This is a genomic window from Pseudomonas sp. AL03, from assembly GCF_029960815.1.
In the GTDB taxonomy this organism is placed as follows: domain Bacteria; phylum Pseudomonadota; class Gammaproteobacteria; order Pseudomonadales; family Pseudomonadaceae; genus Aquipseudomonas.
Genome location: NZ_JASBRE010000038.1, coordinates 1 through 17,571 on the forward strand (window position 1 = coordinate 1; position 17,571 = coordinate 17,571).

Consider the following 17,571-nt stretch of genomic DNA (forward strand, 5'->3'; position numbering starts at 1 on the left):
GTGAAAGCTTAGTGGGCGATCACAGGGGGCGGCGGGGGTAGCCATTTCATTATTTGTTTTGTGTGGTGTTCAAGATCGGCGTTTGGCCGCCGAAAACTCTAGGTCCCCACTTGTAAAGGAAGACGGGTTTTGAAAGTCATCTTCGCCTGCACGCTATTTTTAAGTCTGCTGTTTTCTGCCGCTTGCGAACGCGTTGTCACGCCCGATGAATACTTTGCAATCGCCCAGAGAGTGGCCGACAAAATCAAGCGTGACGCCGATGAACGGTTAAGGCTGGAAGCCGCCGGGGAATCTGCTTTCAAGTACAGTCCAGAGCAGCTGCGCAATGCGGAAGGTGATTTGGAAGCGCTCGTAGACAATCTGAAACGAGCGTCTGATGGCGGACACACTGGAGCAACGTACTTTTTGGCCAACCTGCAGGACAACCCGATGTTCTCCGAGCGTACGCGCAAAGAGACGTGTGGTCTTTACCAAAAAGCCATGGACCAAGGCTTGCTGGCGGCTGCGGTTGGCTATTACCACTTGTGTGATAAGGCATACGAGAGGTTTGATCTGCACAACGCGGATCACCTGAAGTACTTGCAGTCGCTGGAGCAGTTGCTGCAAAAGCCCGACGCCCATGGTGACGCCTATCCGTTACCGGCCAAGCATTCCCTATGTTTCATGGACGAAGCGGCGCCCTTGCCGCAGCAGGGTGTGCTGGCGGCCATGCGGGCCCGCGCCGTCGCGCTGGTCCTGACAGAAGACCAATATCGGGCCGAGGCCAACTACATTCTGGCGCTGACGCGTGTAAACAAGAATGACCGGCCTGACAGCCAGAATATTGCCTATCTGGATGAAGCTGAAGCGCTGGGCTGCAACGACTTCCACGGGCTAAGCGCCATGATGCGCAATGCAGCCGGGTTATCCAGCAAGTAATAGAAAGCGAGTCAGTCCTAAATACAAAATGTGGGAGCAAGCTCGCTCCCACAGTTGTTTTGTGTGCACTCGGAATCAGCGGCGGTCGGCCACAACGCCAATCAACACCAGCACCACCAACAACACCGGCGCCAGGCTGTAGTTGTTGAACTGGCTCAGGCCTTTGATGATCCACGGCGTGGCGTAGATCAGCGCCACGCCGCTGCCGACCATGCACAGCAGGGCCATCAGCGGGACGCGCAAGGCGCCGGCGATGCTGCCCAGGCGTTGGTCGACCCAGCCTTTGATATCGGCGCCAAACAACACCAGCAGGCAGCCCACCAGCGCCAGAGCGATTTCCGACAGGTTGCTACGGCTCCAGCGGGACGCGGTGGCGAGCAGGTCGAGTATCAAATCCATTCGTTTTCCCTTAAGGCTGAAATCAGCTCAGAAATGTCTGCAGCAAGTCATTGAGAAAGAGTTGTCCGCGCTCGGTGGCCGCCAGACGTGACGGTTCGACCTGCAACAAGCCACTTTGTTCGGCTTCGCTGCGGCCTTCGGCGAGGCTTTCCAGGCTCAGCCCGGTGCGCTCAGGGTACAACCGCGATTCAACGCCTGCCGTCAGGCGCAAGGCGTTCATCAGGAACTCGAACGGCAGCTCTTCATTGGTCAGGGCTTTCTCGCCGGCCTTGAAGCTTTTGGCCGGGTTGAGGTAGTCCTTGGGCAGGCGCGTCTTCCAGGTACGGACGATGCGTCCGTCCGGGTGGCTGAGTTTGCCGTGGGCGCCGGCACCGATGCCGATGAAGTCGCCGAAACTCCAGTAATTGAGGTTATGCCGCGCCGCACGATCGGCCTGTGCGTAAGCCGAGACTTCGTATTGCGCGTAACCCTGTTCGGCTAACAGCGCCTGGCCGGCTTCCTGAATGTCCCACAGGGTGTCGTCTTCCGGCAGCGTCGGCGGCTGGTTCCAGAACACCGTGTTCGGTTCCAGGGTCAGCTGATACCAGGACAAGTGGGTCGGCTTCAGGGCAATGGCTTGGCGCAGGTCGCCGAGGGCGTCGTCCAGGGACTGATCGGGTAAACCGTGCATCAGGTCCAGATTGAAGTTGTCGAACCCGGCCTGACGGGCCATGCCGGCGGCACGTACCGCTTCGTCACCGTTGTGAATCCGCCCCAAGGCCTTGAGTTTCTCTTCCTGAAAGCTCTGGATGCCGATCGACAGGCGATTGATGCCCAGCGCCCGGTAGGCGACGAACTTCTCTTGCTCGAACGTTCCCGGATTGGCTTCCAGAGTGATCTCGATGTCGCGGGCAAACGGAATGCGTTGCTCGACACCTTTGAGCAAGCGGCCCAAGGCTTCGGCGCTGAACAGGCTCGGCGTGCCGCCACCAAAGAAGATCGAACTCAGCTCACGGCCATAGACCGTATGCAGGTCCTGATCGAGGTCGGCGAGCAGCGCGTCCACATAGTCTTCTTCCGGCAGCACCGGGCTGGCGGTGTGGGAATTGAAGTCGCAATAAGGGCATTTGCGCACACACCACGGGATGTGGATGTACAGCGCCAGCGGCGGCAGCACAGGCAGGGCGGCCCGAGGCGATTGTGCGGCGCCACCGAAAATCAGCGGCGACGCGGATGATTCATGGGTCATATCAGGCCTAGACGCTGGCGCAGCAGATCCATTGCACGGGCGCGGTGGCTGATGAGGTTCTTTTCGTTCGGGCTTAGCTCGGCGCTGGAGCAATCGCGCGACGGCACCCAGAACAGCGGGTCGTAGCCAAACCCATGTTCGCCACTGGCCTGGGTAAGGATGCGCCCGTGCCACAGACCTTCGCAGAGGATCGGCAACGGATCGTCGGCATGACGCACCAGCGCCAGCACACAGACGAATTGCGCGCCGCGCTCGGCTTCCGGCACGTCTTTCAACACATCGAGCAGTTTGGCGTTATTCGCCGCATCGCCCTGACCGTCGGCATAACGAGCCGAGTAGATTCCCGGCGCACCGCCGAGGAAATCCACGGCCAGCCCGGAATCGTCGGCCAGCGCTGGCAGGCCGGAGATGCGCGCAGCATTGCGGGCCTTGAGGATGGCGTTTTCGACGAACGACAAGCCGGTTTCTTCAGGCTCGACGCTGCTGAACTCGCCGATCGAGCGCAGTTGCACCGATTCGCCGAGCATGGCCTGAAGTTCCTTGAGTTTGCCGGCGTTATGGCTGGCCAGTACGAGTTGCGTGAAATTGATCATTGGCCGGGGAAAAGCTCTTGTTGGAAACTGATGGTGTTGGTTTTGTCGCCCGTCTGCACCTTGATGTCAAAGGTGCGAATTTCCTGCTGATCCACCGGGAACTGGGCGATGTAGTACACCGCGCCTGTTTCAGTGATTTGTTTGAACTTCAGCGGGATGCTTTGGCTGGTCAGGTCTTTGACCGCGCCGCTGACCTGAGCCGTCTGTGGTTTCCCTTCCTTGAGTACCGAGACGTTGATCACGCCCTGATTCTTGCTGCGGGTCAGCTCGGCCGCTTTGGCGATATCCGGTGTCAGGAAGGTGGAATTGAAGGTGTTGTAATGCACCGTCACGTCGCCAAAGGTTTGCTTGCGCTCGCCCTTGATAACATCGGCGGCCATGGTGGTAATGCTCAGGCAGGCAGTAAGTACAAACAGCGCTAGACGACCCATGATCGTTCTCCTCGAAGTGTCGTGACTCAGACCGCGACCTTGTGGTCTTGCAGCCCGGGGCTGCTGACGCGGTAAATACCGATTTCACCTAATAGATTAGGCCATAGCTTACTGGCCCACCCGTGACGGTGCTGTTGATCCACGGCAAGCCGATCAATGACCTTTGCTTCACGTTCGCGACACAACGCTTCAAAGTCTTCGAAGGTGCAAAAGTGGATGTTCGGCGTGTTGTACCAGGTGTACGGCAGAAAATCGGACACCGGCATCCGGCCCTTGCTCGCCAGGTACCAGCGGCAGCGCCAGTGACCGAAGTTGGGGAAGGTGATGATGCACTGGCGACCGACGCGTAGCATTTCGTCGAGGATCTTGTCCGGGTAGTGCACGGCTTGCAGTGCCTGGGTCATGACCACGACGTCGAAGCTGTTGCTGGCAAAGTTGCCCAGACCCTTGTCCAGGTCCTGCTCGATGACGTTGATGCCCTTGGCCACACACTCGGCAATGTTGTCCGGGTCGTTTTCCAGGCCATAGCCGGTGACTTGCTTGTTTTCACGCAGCCAGGTCAGCAATTCGCCATCACCGCAACCGAGGTCGAGCACGCGGCTGCCGGCGGGGATCCATTCCTGGATGATTTCCAGATCGGCTCTCATGTCTTCCTCAAAGCGAAACACGGTTCATGTAATTGCTAAACGCCTGCAGGTAGCGCGGGATCGGAATCAAGAAGGCATCGTGGCCTTGCGGAGCGTCGATCTCCAGGTAACAGACGTCTTTTTTGGCCGCCATCAGCGCGTCCACCAGTTCCCGCGAACGGGCAGGGGAGAAGCGCCAGTCGGTGGTGAAGGACATCACGCAGAACTTGGCCTGGACGTTGGCGAAGGTTTTCGCCAGGTCATCGTCGAAGTTCGCCGCCGGATCGAAGTAGTCCAGCGCCTTGGTCATCAGCAGGTACGTGTTGGCGTCGAAACGCCCGGAGAACTCTTCGCCCTGATAACGCAGGTAGCTTTCGACCTGGAACTCCACGCTGTGGAAGTCGTAGTTGAGCTTTTCGCTCTTCAGGCCCCGGCCGAATTTCTCGCCCATGGAGTCGTCGGACAGGTACGTGATGTGTCCGACCATCCGCGCCAGCATCAAACCGCGCTTGGGGATCACGCCCGCTTCCTGGAACGAACCGCCGTGGAATTCGGGGTCGGTGAGGATCGCCTGGCGCGCCACTTCGTTGAAGGCAATGTTCTGCGCCGACAGCTTGGGTGCCGAGGCGATGGCCAGGCAGTGCCGAATGCGATCAGGGTAAGTGATGCTCCACTGCATGGCCTGCATGCCACCGAGACTGCCGCCGATCACGGCAGCCCATTGGCTGATGCCGAGCAGGTCTGCCAGGCGCGCCTGACTGTGAACCCAGTCTTCTACGGTCAGTACCGGGAAGTCGGCGCCAAACGGCTTGCCGGTGTCCGGATTGACGCTGCTCGGGCCGGTGGAGCCATTGCAACCGCCGAGGTTGTTCAGGCTGACCACGAAGAACTTGCTGGTGTCGATTGGTTTGCCGGGGCCGATGCAGCTGTCCCACCAACCGGGTTTGCGGTCGTCGGGGCTGTGGAAACCGGCAGCGTGGTGGTGGCCGGACAGGGCGTGGCAGATCAGCACGGCGTTGCTCGCCGTGGCGTTCAGCGTGCCGTAGGTTTCGTAGATCAGGTCATAAGCTGGGAGCGAACGGCCGCAGGCCAAGGCCAGGGGTTCGCTGAAGTGCGCCACTTGCGGCGTCACCAGACCAACAGAATCGGTGGGGAAGGCAGCTGGCATCGACCCTGCTCTCGTTGAAATGAGGCGTAAGTCTAAAGACCGCTGCCTTTAGCAGCAAGCGACAACCCATGATCGTTCCCACGCTCTGCGTGGTAATGCCTCAATGGACGCTCTGCGTCCGATTCGGCAGGGACGCGGAGCGTCCCGGGCTGCATTCCTTTGCTGCGCGTGGGAACGATCATGCGCCAAGGGTCAGATCAGCAAACGGAGGATTTCCGGCATCATCGTCATGGCGGCGAGGTTGTTGATCACCAGCATGTCGATCAGCTTGAGCACCATGAACGCCAGGATTGGCGAGATATCCAGTCCGCCAAGGTTCGGCACGACCTTGCGGAACGGCGCCAGGGCCGGTTCGCAGATCTGGTTCACCAGCTCGGCGCCAGGGTTATGGCTGCCCGGTGCGACCCACGACAGGATCACGCTGATGATCAGGGCAAAGAAGAAAATCTTCAGGAACAGCGCGGTCACGCCGATCAGCGACCAGATCAGCAATTGCAGCGGGTTGCCGATAGTGCCGTAAGTCAACAGCAGGGTCAGGGCCATCAGCGCCAGTTGCACGAGGATCGCCAGCACCAGCGAGGACATGTCCAGGCCGAACATGCTCGGGATAATCCGGCGCAGTGGCTTGAGCAGCGGCTGAGTGGCTTTCACGGCGAACTGGCAGAGCGGGTTGTAGAAGTTCGCGCGTACCAGTTGCAGCACAAAGCGCAGCAGCACGATCAGCAGGTACAGGCTGCCGAGGGTTTGCAGCACGTAGACCGCTGCAGTGTTCAATCCAATCATGTAAGGCTCCTTATTGACCCAATTGTTCGGCCATCTCGGCCGAGCGGTGCGCAGCGGCGCCGAGTGCTTTTTCTACCAGGGCTTCGAAGCCGCCGGCCTGGAACGACTTGATCGCCGCTTCCGTCGTGCCCGCAGGCGACGTCACGCGGCGACGCAGTTCAGCAGCGTCGACGTCACTGGCCACTGCCATGTGAGCGGCGCCCAAAGCGGTTTGCAGGGTCAGTTGTGCAGCGGTTTCCGGCGGCAGGCCAAGTTTCACGCCCGCGGCGGTCATGGCTTCGATCAGCAGGAAGAAGTACGCCGGGCCCGAGCCGGAAACAGCGGTGACCGCGTCCAGTTGCTGCTCTTCGTTCAGCCACAGGGCGATGCCGACAGCCGACAGCAGCTCTTCAGCTTGCTGGCGTTGTTCGGTTGTCACTTGAGCCGTGGCGAACAAACCGCTCACGCCCTGACGCACCAGCGCCGGGGTGTTGGGCATGCAACGCACGATTGGTTGGGCGCCGAGCCAGTTGTTCAGGCTGGCGCAGGTGATGCCGGCAGCAATCGAGACCACCAGTTGATTCGGTTTCAGGCTTGGGCGAATCGCTTCGCAGACGGCTTTCATCGCTTGGGGTTTGACCGCCAGTACGACGACGTCGGCGCCCTTGATGGCGTCGCTGTTGTCGGCGAGTACTTCAACGCCGTGTTCAGCGTTCACTTTGGCGCGGGTTTCGGCGCCCGGATCACTGGCGCGGATCTGCGCGGCGTCCAGACCTTTGGCGCGCAGGCCACCGATCAGGCTGGCGGCCATGTTGCCGGCACCGATAAAGGCAATACGAGTCTTGCTCATGTCAGGTCCTTATAAAGAGAGGAGTCAGCCACGTTATGGCTGGCCATGCATTTGTTGAGAGCCGCGAGCACCAAACAGGGCCGTGCCGATGCGGACCCAAGTGGTGCCTTGGGCGATGGCCGACTCGAGGTCGTGGCTCATGCCCATGGAAAGTGTGTCGAGGGGCAGGTTCAGGCTGGCTTGCAGGCGCTGCACGGCAGCAAAAGCGGCATCCTGGGCGGCGCGATCTTCAGTCGGCTCGGGGATTGCCATCAACCCGCGCAGCTTGATGCGTGGCAGTTCGCTGATGGCATTGGCCAAGGCTGGCAGGTCGGCCGGGGTGCAGCCGGACTTGCTGGCTTCACCGCTGACGTTGACCTGGATACAGATGTTCAGTGGTGGCAAATCGGCAGGACGTTGTTCGGACAGGCGTTGTGCGATTTTCAAACGATCCACGGAATGCACCCAAGCGAAATGCTCGGCGATAGCGCGAGTCTTATTCGATTGAATGGGGCCGATGAAGTGCCAGATCAAGGGCAGGTCGGCCAATTCGAGCTGTTTGCTCAGGGCTTCCTGCAGGTAGTTCTCGCCAAAGTCGTGGATCCCGGCGGCATGCGCTTCACGCACGGCCTCGGCTGGCTTGGTCTTGCTCACGGCCAGCAGCTGAACGCTGTCTTCGTCGCGCTTTGCGGCGACGGCAGCGGCGTGGATGCGTGTACTAACCTGAAGAATGTTGTCTGCTATCGTGGACATCAAGAGGCGCCAGCGGTCTGAAGGTTGGCGGCATTCTACTGGAATTGAGGAGCGCTATGGATATCACTGAGCTGCTGGCCTTCAGCGCTAAACAAGGAGCGTCCGATCTGCACCTGTCCGCCGGCCTGCCGCCGATGATCCGCGTCGATGGCGATGTGCGGCGCATCAATTTGCCGGCCCTGGACCACAAGCAGGTTCAGGCGCTGATCTACGACATCATGAACGACACTCAGCGGGTGGACTTCGAAAAGCACCTGGAAACCGACTTCTCCTTCGACGTGCCCGGCGTGGCACGCTTTCGGGTTAACGCGTTCAACCAGAATCGTGGTGCCGGCGCGGTGTTCCGGACCATTCCGTCCAAGGTCCTGAGCATGGACGATCTCGGAATGGGAGAAGTGTTTCGCAAGATTACCGAAGCACCGCGGGGGCTGGTGCTGGTGACCGGTCCGACCGGTTCCGGCAAGTCCACCACCCTGGCGGCGATGATCGATCACCTGAACACCCATCGTCATCAGCACATCCTCACTATCGAAGACCCGATCGAGTTCGTCCACGAGTCGCGCAAATGCTTGATTAACCAGCGTGAAGTCCATCGTGATACTCGCAGTTTTGCCACGGCCCTACGCTCGGCCCTGCGGGAGGACCCGGACGTGATTCTGGTCGGTGAAATGCGGGATCTCGAGACCATTCGCCTGGCGTTGACCGCCGCCGAAACCGGTCACCTGGTGTTTGGCACGCTGCACACGACATCGGCGGCAAAAACCATCGACCGGGTGGTGGACGTGTTTCCGGGGGACGAGAAATCGATGGTCCGTTCGATGCTGTCCGAGTCGTTACTGGCGGTGGTGTCGCAGACGCTGGTCAAGAAGATCGGCGGTGGGCGGATTGCAGCCCACGAAATCATGCTCGGTACGTCAGCGATCCGTAACCTGATCCGCGAAGACAAAGTGGCGCAGATGTACTCGTCGATTCAGACCGGGGGAAACCTGGGGATGCAGACGCTGGATATGTGCTTGAAGGAGCTGGTGACCAAGGGCTTGATCAGCCGCGAGCATGCGCGGGAGAAGGCGCGCACGCCGGATAACTTCTGAAAGAAGTTGATCGTTCCCACGCTCTGCGTGGGAACGATCGAGTTAGCGCTGAACAACCTGTAAGGTGTTCTTCTCTTTCGGCATAACCCGCTTGGCAACCACGTAGTGTTTTTGCCAGTACGGTTTTTTCAGGGTGTCGATGCTCACCGACTTGCCACGACGCGGTGCGTGGATGAAGCGGTCGTTGCCCAGGTAGATGGCAACGTGATTGACCCGACGGCTCTTGAGGTTGAAGAAGATCAGGTCGCCAGGCTTCAGGTCCTTGCGATCGACTTTCTCCCCATGACCGCTGGCCATGGCGTTGGAGGTGCGCGGCAGGTCAAACGTGGCGTCGTTGAACGCGTATTTCACCAGGCCACTGCAGTCGAACCCTTTGCTTGGGCTGCTGCCACCCCAACGGTACGGAGTACCGAGGACGTTCACTGCGCGGCTCAGCACGTTGCTGCTTTCCTTGGTCGCCATCGGCGGAACCAGGCTGCTTTTGCTGCTCAGTTGGGGAGAGCGTTTTACGGTCTGTTTGTTTTTGCTCGAAGGAGCAGAAACATGGGATTTTTGGGTATAACCATTAACGTCAGGAAGACGTTGCTCACGATTGGTGGCGTGGGCGGCCAGTGGCATCAAAAGGCAAATGGTTAGCCATGTCTTGAAAAATGGACGCATTAGGCAAGGCTCATATAAGTTAGCGCGCAACTTTATAACAGCTTTTTTGCCCCTTCCGAGGCCGTTGGTCGATTCAACTTGAGGTCAACGGAACCAAATAAGCGGCAAATGGACGCAATTGTCGGACACAAGTCAGGTGGCACAAGGCTTTGACGGGAGACAAGGTAACATCTGCCATATGTCGGCCACCTGTAAAAAAGTCACAAAGAATTCAAGAATATTTATCTATCGTGTGAATCGAGGTCCTTCATGAACACCTATCAACAGCCCGTTCCGCAGCAAGACACGCACAGCAAAATGATTGGTTACCTGCTGTGGATTTTGGGTTTTACCGGCGCTCACCGCTTCTATTACGGCAAGCCGGTGACCGGGACGATCTGGTTCTTCACCTTCGGTCTGTTGGGTATCGGTTGGCTGATTGATTTGTTTCTGATCCCGGCCATGGATCGCGAAGCAGACCTGCGTTTTACCGCCGGACCTATTGAGTACAACGTGGCGTGGATTCTGCTGACATTTCTTGGGGTATTCGGCGTACATCGGATGTATCAGGGCAAATGGATCAGCGGGTTGCTGTATCTGGTGACGGGCGGGTTGTTCTTTCTGGGGGTGCTGTATGACTTCTGGACGCTGAATGATCAGGTGTCGATTCGTAATGCGCAGAACCGTTGATGATCGTTCCCACGCGGAGCGTGGGAATGATCAGGTCGCGCTTACGCCTGGTGGCTGATCCGTCCATCCACCAGGGTGTAACGCACCACACCCGGCAAGCTGTGGCCAATGAACGGGCAGTTTTCGCCCTTGGACAGCCAGGTTTCACCGGCCACGGTCGAAGCCGCCGGATCGAACAGCACGATATCCGCCGGTCCACCCACCGCCAGTTTGCCCGCCGGCAGGCGCAACGCCTCGGCAGGTCCGGTGCTCAAGCGCGCCAACAGCGTTGGCAGGTTCAGCAAACCGTCTTCCACCAGTGTCATCGCCAACGGCAGCAGCAGTTCAACGCTGCTGATGCCCGGCTCGGTGGCACCGAACGGCGCCAGTTTGGCGTCACGTTCGTGGGGTTGGTGATGACTGGAGATCGCCGACACCACACCCGATTTCACAGCTTCGCGCAGGCCGTCGCGGTCGGCGCGGGTGCGCAGCGGCGGCTGGACGTGATAGAGGCTGCTGAAGTCGATTAGCGCTTCGTCAGTCAGGATTAGCTGATACAAGGCCACATCGGCGGTCACCGGCAGCCCGCGAGCCTGGGCCTGAGCGATCAGCTCCACGCCACGAGCGCTGGTGAGCTGGCTGAAGTGCGCGCGCACGCCACTTTGCTCGACCAGCAGCAGATCCCGGGCCAGAGCCACGGTTTCAGCGGTTTCCGGAATGCCCGGCAAACCGAGGAAACTGGCGGTCGGGCCTTCGTGGGCCAGGCCACCTTCGGCCAGGTCATGGTCCTGAGAGTTGAAAATCACCGTCAGGTCGAATGTGGCGGCGTATTCCAGCGCCCTGCACAGCGTGCGGGTGTTGCGAAAGCTCTCCAGGCCGTTGCCGAAGGCTACGCAGCCGGCATCACGCAAGGCAACGAGCTCTGCAAGCTGTTCGCCGTCCAGGCCTTTGCTCAGAGCGCCGATCGGGAAGACTTTGGTGTTGCCGGCCTCGCGGGCGCGGTCGAGGATCAGTTCGGCCACGGCCGAGGTGTCCAGCACCGGTTTGGTTTTCGGCGGGCAGCACAGGCTAGTGACACCGCCGGCCGCAGCGGCGCGGGTTTCGCTGGCAATCGAGCCTTTGCGGCTGTAACCCGGCTCGCGCAGGGCGACGTTCAGGTCAACCAAGCCAGGCGCGGCCACCAGGCCTTTGGCGTCGATGGTCTCGACTGGGACAAAACCGGTCGGTGCCGCGCCAAGGGCGACGATCTTGCAGGCTTCAACATGAATATCGGTAACTTGATCCAGGCCACTGCTTGGATCGATGACGCGGGCGCCGAGAATGCTGAGCTTCACTGGGCGTTCTCCTGCTCGAATTGGCGCTGGGCAGTCTGCCCGCTCATGGCCATGGACAACACGGCCATACGAATCGCGATGCCGTAGGTGACCTGGTTGAGGATTACCGAGTGCGGGCCGTCGGCCACCGCCGACTCAATCTCCACACCGCGGTTGATCGGCCCCGGGTGCATGACGATGCAATCCGGCTTGGCCCCGGCCAGGCGCGCGGTGGTCAGGCCGAACAGGCGGTAGAACTCGCCTTCGCTCGGCAGCAGGCCGCCGGTCATGCGTTCGCGCTGCAGGCGCAGCATGATCACCACGTCGACGTCCTTCAGGCCTTCGGTCATGTCGGTGTAGACCTTCACGCCGTATTGCTCGACGCCAATAGGCAGCAGAGTTTTCGGCGCGATCACGCGGATGTCCGGGCAACCGAGGGTTTTCAGGGCCAGCATGTTCGAGCGCGCCACCCGCGAGTGCAGGATGTCGCCGACGATGGCCACCGAAAGATTTTCGAAGCCGCCCTTGTGCCGACGGATGGTGAGCATGTCGAGCATGCCTTGGGTCGGGTGGGCGTGACGGCCGTCGCCGCCGTTAATGATCGCCACTTGCGGGCAGACATGTTCGGCAATGAAGTGCGCCGCGCCGGAATCACCGTGGCGCACGACGAACATGTCAGCGGCCATGGCTTCAAGGTTGCGCAGGGTGTCGAGCAGTGTTTCACCCTTGCTTGCCGACGAGGTGGACACGTTCAGCGTGATCACGTCTGCCGACAACCGCTGGGCCGCCAGTTCAAAAGTAGTACGTGTGCGGGTGGAGTTCTCGAAGAACACGTTGCACACGGTCTTGCCGCGCAGCAACGGGACTTTTTTCACCGCCCGGGCGCCGACTTCGAGGAACGAGTCGGCGGTGTCGAGGATTTCCGTCAGCAGCTCGCGGCGCAAACCGTCGAGCGAGAGGAAGTGGCGCAGCTGGCCCTGATCATTGAGCTGCAGCGGGCGCTTGGTTTCTAGAGGCGTCATCGCGAGGGGGACTCTCAATAGGGCGAATTAAAGGGCGAGGTCTTGCAGTTCGAGCTTCAGTTCCGGGCCGGACAGTTTCACCCGCTCGTGGGCCGCCAGCGACAAGGTCGCGCCGACCACATTCGGGCGGATCGGCAGCTCGCCGGCGTCCAGGTCCAGCAGGCACACCAGCGTCACGCTGGCCGGGCGACCGTAGTCGAACAGTTCGTTCAGGGCGGCGCGGATGGTCCGGCCGCTCATCAGCACGTCGTCGATCAGCACCAGGTCCTGGCCTTCGATCTCGAACGGCAGCGCGGATGGGCGCACTTGCGGGTGCAGGCCGTTCTGGCTGAAGTCATCGCGGTAGAAGGACACGTCCAGGGTACCCAGGGGCGAGTCGCTGCCCAGTTCATCGAGCAACGCCTGGGCGACCCAGACGCCGCCGGTGCGAATGCCGATGTAACGCGGTTCGCTGATGCCACGGTGTTCCAAGTGTGCCTTGAGACGGATCGCCATCTGGCTGATCAGTTCGGCGGGATTGGGCAGGCTCATGGTTGCTCCTTCTTGGGCCCGAGCCGGTGCGTGCGGGGTTTGGCTCGGGTTTTCGCTATAGAGAGTCGCTTACAGCGGCTCTTTAGAATTAGATGCAGTCAGGACTCGAACAGTGCGCTGTTTTCGTCGAGCCAGCCTTGCAGCAGCAGGGCGGCGGCGATGGCATCGACCGGGTTGTCGCGGTAGCTGCCCTTTTGTCCGCCACGATCACGCCGTTCGCCCTTGGCTTCGAAGGTGGTGAGGCGTTCGTCGTGGGTATAGAAGGGCAGGTTGTAGCGGCCGTTGAGGCGGCGGGCGAATTTCTCCGCGCGCAGGCACATGTCGCTCGGTGTGCCATCCATGTTCAGCGGTAGGCCGACGACTACAGCATCCGGTTTCCACTCTTTAATCAGGGCTTCGACCTGATTCCAGTCGGGAATACCATTTTGTGCCTTCAAGGTGCACAGCTCGCGGGCCTGGCCGGTAATCACCTGGCCGACCGCAACGCCGATCTGTTTGGTGCCGTAGTCGAAACCCAAAATCAGGCGCAGGGCCATCAGGCGTGCCCCGCCTGGCTGGTCAGCAGGCTGAGATTGACGCCCAGGTGCTTGGCCGCTGCTTCCAGGCGCAGTTCGCTGCTGGTGTTGAACAAAATATCGGCTTCGAACGGGCAGGTCAGCCAGGCGTTCTGGGCCAGTTCGGCTTCAAGCTGCCCGGCTTCCCAGCCAGCGTATCCGAGGGCGATCACGCTTTTTGCCGGGCCGACGCCGTCAGCGATGGCGAACAGCACATCCTGGGAGGTGGACAGGGAAAGGTCGCCCTCCAGATCAACGGTCGCCTGAAACGTCTTGCCCGAGGGGTGCAGGACAAAACCGCGATCGGTCTGCACCGGGCCGCCGATGAAGATCGGCACATGCTGACAGAGCAACGGCGGTTCGATGTCGGGGCGCAGTTGCTCGAGGATATCGGCCAGATTGAGGTCTTGCGGACGATTGACCACCAGCCCCATGGCACCATTGGCCGTGTGCTCGACGATATAGGTCAAGGTGTGCGCAAAGTTCGGGTCGACCATGTGAGGCATGGCGATCAGGAAGTGATGCTTGAGGTAGCTGGGGCTGACGTTCTTCATGAGCGCTAGTGTGGCGTTGGAGGGGCGAACTGACAAGCTGGGGATGCACGGGAAATGCTGTCGCACACCCCTGTAATTGGATGGACTCGCCCAAGCCGAGGCGTCAATGCGCCACGGTGGCAGTCTAAACAGCTATACGTCATTTACTCAGGAGGACCGTGTTTTGTGGGTTTGCGAGGACTGCGTCCTCGAACGCAGGCTTCGCCAGCTGCTACAGAGAGCGTGCCGTCCCTTAATTACTGGACAACTTGTCCCCGCGAGCAAACTTCCACGTTCGAATAATTTCCAGACGATCGATATCCGACAAATCCCCGGTAAACGGCGAAAACGGTGCCGCCAGCCGCACGATGCGCTGGGCGGCCTGATCCAGCAGCGGTTGCCCGGATGACTCCAGCACCAGCACTTCATAGAGCGAGCCGTCGCGGTTGATCGAAACCATCAGGCGCAAATTGCCGTAAATCTGTTTGCGTCGGGCTTCGTCCGGGTAATTCAGGTTGCCGATGCGCTCGACCTTCTTACGCCACTCGTCCTTATACCAGGCGCCCTTGTCGCGCATGGTCGATGCGGCGCTCAGGCGGTGAATGCGCGGGCGCTTGGCGTACAGTTGCTGTTCATTGGCCAGTTCCGCTTCCAGGCTGGCGATGTCGCTGGACAGCTGTTCACTGTCGAACGTCGGCGCGGCCACTGCGGGTTTGGTGACCGGCTTCGGTTCTTCGGTTTTGGCCGCGGCTTTTTTCGGCTTCGGCGCGACGGTCGTCACAGCTGCCTTGGGCGCCGCTTCCCGCACTTCGGGCTTGGCCGCCGGCGGTGGGGTGACTTTCTGCACCTTGTTGTCCTGGAAAGGCGCGACCTCGGTGGTCTTGGGAATCGCCTTTTTATCCAGGGTGCCGCTGCCTTGCTGATTCTCCTGGGCGAGGAAATCGGCTTTTTCAGGCTTCTTTTCGCTCTTGAAGGTGGCGAGGGTGATTTCCAGGGTTTTGCTGATTTGCTTGGGTTCGACGATGGTGAACCCGACGCCCAACAGCAAGGCCAGGTGAATCAGCGCCGCGAGAAACAGGGTAAAACCGAGGCGATCGGCCGGGCGCACGCCACGGTGGGCGAGTTCAGCGGGCAGATCGGACGGGAGTGTCATGACAAAAAAACCAACATCGCGTTTTTCACAGGCCGCGGATGATAACGCAATGTGGGTCGTTTCTTGGCTGTTCTATCTCAACGAGCCTTGAGCTTCTGATCGATGGCATCCATCAACAGGCCACCGATGTCGGTGCCAAACGCATTATCAATCTCGCGAATGCAGGTCGGGCTGGTGACGTTGATTTCCGTCAGATGTTCGCCAATAACGTCCAGGCCGACGAACAGCAGGCCTTTCTCGCGCAGGGTCGGGCCGACTTGTGCGGCGATCCAGCGATCTTTCTCGGTCAGCGGTCGGGCTTCGCCACGGCCGCCGGCGGCGAGGTTGCCACGGGTTTCACCGGCGGCAGGAATTCGCGCCAGGCAGTAATCCACCGGTCCGCCGTCGATCATCAGGATGCGCTTGTCGCCATCGACGATGGCCGGCAGGTAACCCTGGATCATGATTTGCTGTTTGCCATGCAGGGTCAGGGTTTCGAGGATCACCGACAGGTTCGGATGGCCAGCGGTGTGACGGAAAATCGATGAGCCACCCATGCCGTCCAGCGGCTTGAGGATCACGTCGCCGTGGTGATCGGCGAATTCACGCAGGACGTCCGGGCGACGGCTGACGATAGTCGGCGGCGTGCACTGCGGGAACAGCGTGGCGAACAGTTTTTCGTTGCAGTCACGCAGGCTTTGCGGCTTGTTGACCACCAATACGCCAGCACGCTCGGCTTGCTCCAGCAGGTAAGTGGAGTAGACGAACTCCATGTCGAACGGCGGATCCTTGCGCATCAGGATCACGTCCAGGTCGCTCAACAGCGCGTCGGTCTCGGCGTCGAGTTCGAACCATTTTTGCGGGTTGGCGAAGACTTTCAGCGGACGCATCCGCGCACGCGCTTCACCTTCGGCCTGGTACAAATCGCTCTGTTCCATATAGAACAGTTCCCAGCCGCGCTTCTGTGCGGCCAGCAGCATGGCCAGCGAGCTATCCTTTTTATAGGAAATGCTGGCGATTGGGTCCATGACAATCCCGACGCGAACGCTCATGGGTTTTTCCTCGAATTGGGTGGTCCGAATGGACACGAAAAAGTGGCGTCAGAGTGGCGCTGAGTGTGTTCCCGGTCAAGGAAAAACCACTGCGCCAGTCGCCCGATAGATTGGATTTGGAGACTGTGCTAAAAAGGCTGCCATATCGTGCCAGGGGGCGTTCTCAATCAGTTTCCCCACCGCGCCGGGTCTGCTGTTGTGCAGGGCAAGGCGCGAGAAGCGTGGTTTGGTCATTCCAAATAAGCTTCGAGCAACGCTGCCCTGCACAACAGCAGACCCGGCCCTTCGGGTTGTGCCTTAAAGCGGGCCAGGCTGCGTTGCAGGCCTTGGAAAGGGAACAACCATTCCCAGCGGCCTGCGCCTTGCCTGGCCCGCTTTAAGGCGACAACGCGGCGGGGAAACTGACTGAGAACGCCCCCTACCTTGAACATCAAGGGTTTCGAGCCTCCGGTTATCGGAAATGGACAATTTGATTCGCAAAGGCGACGGCAGAGCATTTATGGAACAGCATTCCAGCGCCTTGAAGGTCATGGTGATCGACGATTCGAAGACGATTCGCCGCACCGCCGAAACGTTGTTGAAGAACGTGGGGTGTGAAGTGATCACGGCCATCGATGGTTTCGATGCCTTGGCCAAGATTGCCGACAATCACCCCGGCATCATCTTTGTCGACATCATGATGCCGCGTCTGGACGGCTATCAGACCTGCGCTTTAATCAAGAACAACAGTGCGTTCAAGTCCACGCCAGTGATTATGCTGTCGTCCAAGGACGGGCTGTTCGACAAGGCCAAGGGGCGAATCGTCGGCTCCGACCAGTTTTTGACCAAGCCTTTCAGCAAGGAAGAACTGCTGAACGCGATCCAGGCCCATGTACCGGGCTTCGCCGCCGTTTTGCCGCACTAGGACACGCACAGTGACGCTCGGCCAGCGGGCCCGGCGTCGACAAGAATGGGGAAGACCATGGCACGTATTCTGATCGTCGATGATTCGCCGACTGAAATGTACAAACTGACCGGCATGCTGGAAAAGCACGGTCATGAAGTGTTGAAAGCCGAAAACGGTGCCGACGGCGTGGCCCTGGCCCGTCAGGAAAAACCCGACGCGGTGCTGATGGACATCGTCATGCCCGGCCTCAATGGTTTCCAGGCGACCCGCCAGCTGACCAAAGACCCGGAAACCGGGCACATCCCGGTGATCATCATCACCACCAAGGATCAGGAAACCGACAAAGTCTGGGGCACGCGCCAGGGCGCGAAGGATTACCTGACCAAACCGGTCGACGAAGACACCCTGATCAAGACCCTGAACAACGTGCTGGCCGGTTGAC

22 protein-coding genes are annotated in these 17,571 nt (G+C 59.9%); 5 read left to right on the top strand and 17 right to left on the bottom strand.

Features of this window, described 5'->3' with window-relative positions:
* The first annotated feature begins 129 nt into the window (after positions 1 to 129).
* Positions 130 to 918, top strand: coding sequence for a hypothetical protein (locus tag QK293_RS24780; RefSeq protein ID WP_282382278.1), 789 nt, complete (start codon positions 130 to 132; stop codon positions 916 to 918).
* Between the two features lie 75 nt (positions 919 to 993).
* Here QK293_RS24780 and QK293_RS24785 read toward each other — a convergent pair whose 3' ends face one another.
* The 9 genes from QK293_RS24785 to QK293_RS24825 form a co-directional block, all read right to left on the bottom strand.
* On the bottom strand, positions 994 to 1,317 hold the full coding sequence (locus tag QK293_RS24785; protein WP_090178584.1) for a DUF3392 domain-containing protein: 324 nt from the start codon (positions 1,315 to 1,317) through the stop codon (positions 994 to 996).
* Between the two features lie 22 nt (positions 1,318 to 1,339).
* Positions 1,340 to 2,545, bottom strand: coding sequence for a radical SAM family heme chaperone HemW (hemW, locus tag QK293_RS24790; protein ID WP_282382289.1), 1,206 nt, complete (start codon positions 2,543 to 2,545; stop codon positions 1,340 to 1,342).
* Positions 2,542 to 3,138, bottom strand: a complete 597-nt coding sequence (rdgB, locus tag QK293_RS24795; protein WP_282382291.1) for an RdgB/HAM1 family non-canonical purine NTP pyrophosphatase — start codon at positions 3,136 to 3,138, stop codon at positions 2,542 to 2,544. Before rdgB ends, hemW begins: the two co-directional genes overlap by 4 nt.
* Positions 3,135 to 3,569 carry a DUF4426 domain-containing protein gene (locus tag QK293_RS24800; RefSeq protein WP_282382293.1) on the bottom strand — a complete coding sequence of 145 codons (435 nt, stop codon included), beginning with the start codon at positions 3,567 to 3,569 and terminating at the stop codon, positions 3,135 to 3,137. The genes rdgB and QK293_RS24800 overlap by 4 nt, the downstream gene beginning before the upstream one ends.
* A 26-nt stretch (positions 3,570 to 3,595) precedes the next feature.
* A complete protein-coding gene (gene metW, locus QK293_RS24805; protein WP_282382295.1) occupies positions 3,596 to 4,216 on the bottom strand; it encodes a methionine biosynthesis protein MetW in 621 nt (206 codons plus the stop codon).
* Positions 4,217 to 4,223: 7 nt separating this feature from the next.
* Positions 4,224 to 5,363 carry a homoserine O-acetyltransferase gene (locus tag QK293_RS24810; RefSeq protein WP_282382297.1) on the bottom strand — a complete coding sequence of 380 codons (1,140 nt, stop codon included), beginning with the start codon at positions 5,361 to 5,363 and terminating at the stop codon, positions 4,224 to 4,226.
* 192 nt (positions 5,364 to 5,555) lie between these two features.
* The gene (locus tag QK293_RS24815; protein ID WP_282382299.1) at positions 5,556 to 6,146 is read right to left on the bottom strand and encodes a YggT family protein; all 591 of its coding nucleotides are present in this window, start codon (positions 6,144 to 6,146) and stop codon (positions 5,556 to 5,558) included.
* 10 nt (positions 6,147 to 6,156) lie between these two features.
* The gene (proC, locus tag QK293_RS24820; protein WP_282382300.1) at positions 6,157 to 6,975 is read right to left on the bottom strand and encodes a pyrroline-5-carboxylate reductase; all 819 of its coding nucleotides are present in this window, start codon (positions 6,973 to 6,975) and stop codon (positions 6,157 to 6,159) included.
* A 33-nt stretch (positions 6,976 to 7,008) separates the two neighbouring features.
* Positions 7,009 to 7,707, bottom strand: a complete 699-nt coding sequence (locus QK293_RS24825; protein WP_282382301.1) for a YggS family pyridoxal phosphate-dependent enzyme — start codon at positions 7,705 to 7,707, stop codon at positions 7,009 to 7,011.
* 56 nt (positions 7,708 to 7,763) lie between these two features.
* Between QK293_RS24825 and QK293_RS24830 the strand changes: the two genes are divergently transcribed.
* Positions 7,764 to 8,798, top strand: coding sequence for a type IV pilus twitching motility protein PilT (locus tag QK293_RS24830; protein WP_282382302.1), 1,035 nt, complete (start codon positions 7,764 to 7,766; stop codon positions 8,796 to 8,798).
* Between the two features lie 42 nt (positions 8,799 to 8,840).
* On the opposite strand, the gene QK293_RS24835 is transcribed toward QK293_RS24830, so the two are convergent.
* The gene (locus QK293_RS24835; RefSeq protein ID WP_282382304.1) at positions 8,841 to 9,458 is read right to left on the bottom strand and encodes a C40 family peptidase; all 618 of its coding nucleotides are present in this window, start codon (positions 9,456 to 9,458) and stop codon (positions 8,841 to 8,843) included.
* A 249-nt stretch (positions 9,459 to 9,707) separates the two neighbouring features.
* Here QK293_RS24835 and QK293_RS24840 point away from each other — a divergent pair, with 249 nt between their 5' ends.
* A complete protein-coding gene (locus QK293_RS24840; RefSeq protein ID WP_282382306.1) occupies positions 9,708 to 10,127 on the top strand; it encodes a TM2 domain-containing protein in 420 nt (139 codons plus the stop codon).
* 41 nt (positions 10,128 to 10,168) lie between these two features.
* Here QK293_RS24840 and QK293_RS24845 read toward each other — a convergent pair whose 3' ends face one another.
* From QK293_RS24845 to gshB, 7 genes are all read right to left on the bottom strand, one after another.
* Positions 10,169 to 11,440 (bottom strand): dihydroorotase, encoded by a 1,272-nt coding sequence (locus tag QK293_RS24845; RefSeq protein WP_282382308.1) that lies wholly within the window; start codon positions 11,438 to 11,440, stop codon positions 10,169 to 10,171.
* Positions 11,437 to 12,441, bottom strand: a complete 1,005-nt coding sequence (locus QK293_RS24850) for an aspartate carbamoyltransferase catalytic subunit (protein WP_074871640.1) — start codon at positions 12,439 to 12,441, stop codon at positions 11,437 to 11,439. Before QK293_RS24850 ends, QK293_RS24845 begins: the two co-directional genes overlap by 4 nt.
* A 27-nt stretch (positions 12,442 to 12,468) precedes the next feature.
* Entirely contained in the window at positions 12,469 to 12,972 is a 504-nt protein-coding gene (gene pyrR, locus QK293_RS24855) for a bifunctional pyr operon transcriptional regulator/uracil phosphoribosyltransferase PyrR (protein WP_282382315.1), read from the bottom strand.
* A 98-nt stretch (positions 12,973 to 13,070) separates the two neighbouring features.
* Positions 13,071 to 13,508, bottom strand: a complete 438-nt coding sequence (ruvX, locus tag QK293_RS24860) for a Holliday junction resolvase RuvX (protein WP_090178626.1) — start codon at positions 13,506 to 13,508, stop codon at positions 13,071 to 13,073.
* Positions 13,508 to 14,080, bottom strand: coding sequence for a YqgE/AlgH family protein (locus tag QK293_RS24865; RefSeq protein ID WP_282382323.1), 573 nt, complete (start codon positions 14,078 to 14,080; stop codon positions 13,508 to 13,510). The genes ruvX and QK293_RS24865 overlap by 1 nt, the downstream gene beginning before the upstream one ends.
* 232 nt (positions 14,081 to 14,312) lie before the next feature.
* The gene (locus QK293_RS24870; RefSeq protein WP_282382326.1) at positions 14,313 to 15,212 is read right to left on the bottom strand and encodes an energy transducer TonB; all 900 of its coding nucleotides are present in this window, start codon (positions 15,210 to 15,212) and stop codon (positions 14,313 to 14,315) included.
* A 77-nt stretch (positions 15,213 to 15,289) separates the two neighbouring features.
* Complete coding sequence (gene gshB, locus QK293_RS24875; RefSeq protein WP_282382328.1) at positions 15,290 to 16,243, bottom strand: glutathione synthase; 954 nt, start codon at positions 16,241 to 16,243, stop codon at positions 15,290 to 15,292.
* 499 nt (positions 16,244 to 16,742) lie between these two features.
* Here gshB and pilG point away from each other — a divergent pair, with 499 nt between their 5' ends.
* Positions 16,743 to 17,147 carry a twitching motility response regulator PilG gene (gene pilG, locus QK293_RS24880; protein WP_282382370.1) on the top strand — a complete coding sequence of 135 codons (405 nt, stop codon included), beginning with the start codon at positions 16,743 to 16,745 and terminating at the stop codon, positions 17,145 to 17,147.
* 57 nt (positions 17,148 to 17,204) lie between these two features.
* The gene (gene pilH / locus QK293_RS24885) at positions 17,205 to 17,570 is read left to right on the top strand and encodes a twitching motility response regulator PilH (protein ID WP_007897961.1); all 366 of its coding nucleotides are present in this window, start codon (positions 17,205 to 17,207) and stop codon (positions 17,568 to 17,570) included.
* Position 17,571 lies beyond the last annotated feature (1 nt).

Coding starts and splice junctions, on each gene's coding strand:
- QK293_RS24825 (WP_282382301.1), bottom strand. CDS start 7,707: ATGTCCACGATAGCAGACAACATTCTTCAGGTTAGTACACGCATCCAC.
- QK293_RS24800 (WP_282382293.1), bottom strand. CDS start 3,569: ATGGGTCGTCTAGCGCTGTTTGTACTTACTGCCTGCCTGAGCATTACC.
- QK293_RS24785 (WP_090178584.1), bottom strand. CDS start 1,317: ATGGATTTGATACTCGACCTGCTCGCCACCGCGTCCCGCTGGAGCCGT.
- ruvX (WP_090178626.1), bottom strand. CDS start 13,508: ATGGCCCTGCGCCTGATTTTGGGTTTCGACTACGGCACCAAACAGATC.
- QK293_RS24835 (WP_282382304.1), bottom strand. CDS start 9,458: ATGCGTCCATTTTTCAAGACATGGCTAACCATTTGCCTTTTGATGCCA.
- metW (WP_282382295.1), bottom strand. CDS start 4,216: ATGAGAGCCGATCTGGAAATCATCCAGGAATGGATCCCCGCCGGCAGC.
- hemW (WP_282382289.1), bottom strand. CDS start 2,545: ATGACCCATGAATCATCCGCGTCGCCGCTGATTTTCGGTGGCGCCGCA.
- QK293_RS24810 (WP_282382297.1), bottom strand. CDS start 5,363: ATGCCAGCTGCCTTCCCCACCGATTCTGTTGGTCTGGTGACGCCGCAA.
- pilH (WP_007897961.1), top strand. CDS start 17,205: ATGGCACGTATTCTGATCGTCGATGATTCGCCGACTGAAATGTACAAA.
- rdgB (WP_282382291.1), bottom strand. CDS start 3,138: ATGATCAATTTCACGCAACTCGTACTGGCCAGCCATAACGCCGGCAAA.
- QK293_RS24865 (WP_282382323.1), bottom strand. CDS start 14,080: ATGAAGAACGTCAGCCCCAGCTACCTCAAGCATCACTTCCTGATCGCC.
- QK293_RS24850 (WP_074871640.1), bottom strand. CDS start 12,441: ATGACGCCTCTAGAAACCAAGCGCCCGCTGCAGCTCAATGATCAGGGC.
- QK293_RS24840 (WP_282382306.1), top strand. CDS start 9,708: ATGAACACCTATCAACAGCCCGTTCCGCAGCAAGACACGCACAGCAAA.
- QK293_RS24815 (WP_282382299.1), bottom strand. CDS start 6,146: ATGATTGGATTGAACACTGCAGCGGTCTACGTGCTGCAAACCCTCGGC.
- pyrR (WP_282382315.1), bottom strand. CDS start 12,972: ATGAGCCTGCCCAATCCCGCCGAACTGATCAGCCAGATGGCGATCCGT.
- proC (WP_282382300.1), bottom strand. CDS start 6,975: ATGAGCAAGACTCGTATTGCCTTTATCGGTGCCGGCAACATGGCCGCC.
- QK293_RS24870 (WP_282382326.1), bottom strand. CDS start 15,212: ATGACACTCCCGTCCGATCTGCCCGCTGAACTCGCCCACCGTGGCGTG.
- pilG (WP_282382370.1), top strand. CDS start 16,743: ATGGAACAGCATTCCAGCGCCTTGAAGGTCATGGTGATCGACGATTCG.
- gshB (WP_282382328.1), bottom strand. CDS start 16,243: ATGAGCGTTCGCGTCGGGATTGTCATGGACCCAATCGCCAGCATTTCC.
- QK293_RS24830 (WP_282382302.1), top strand. CDS start 7,764: ATGGATATCACTGAGCTGCTGGCCTTCAGCGCTAAACAAGGAGCGTCC.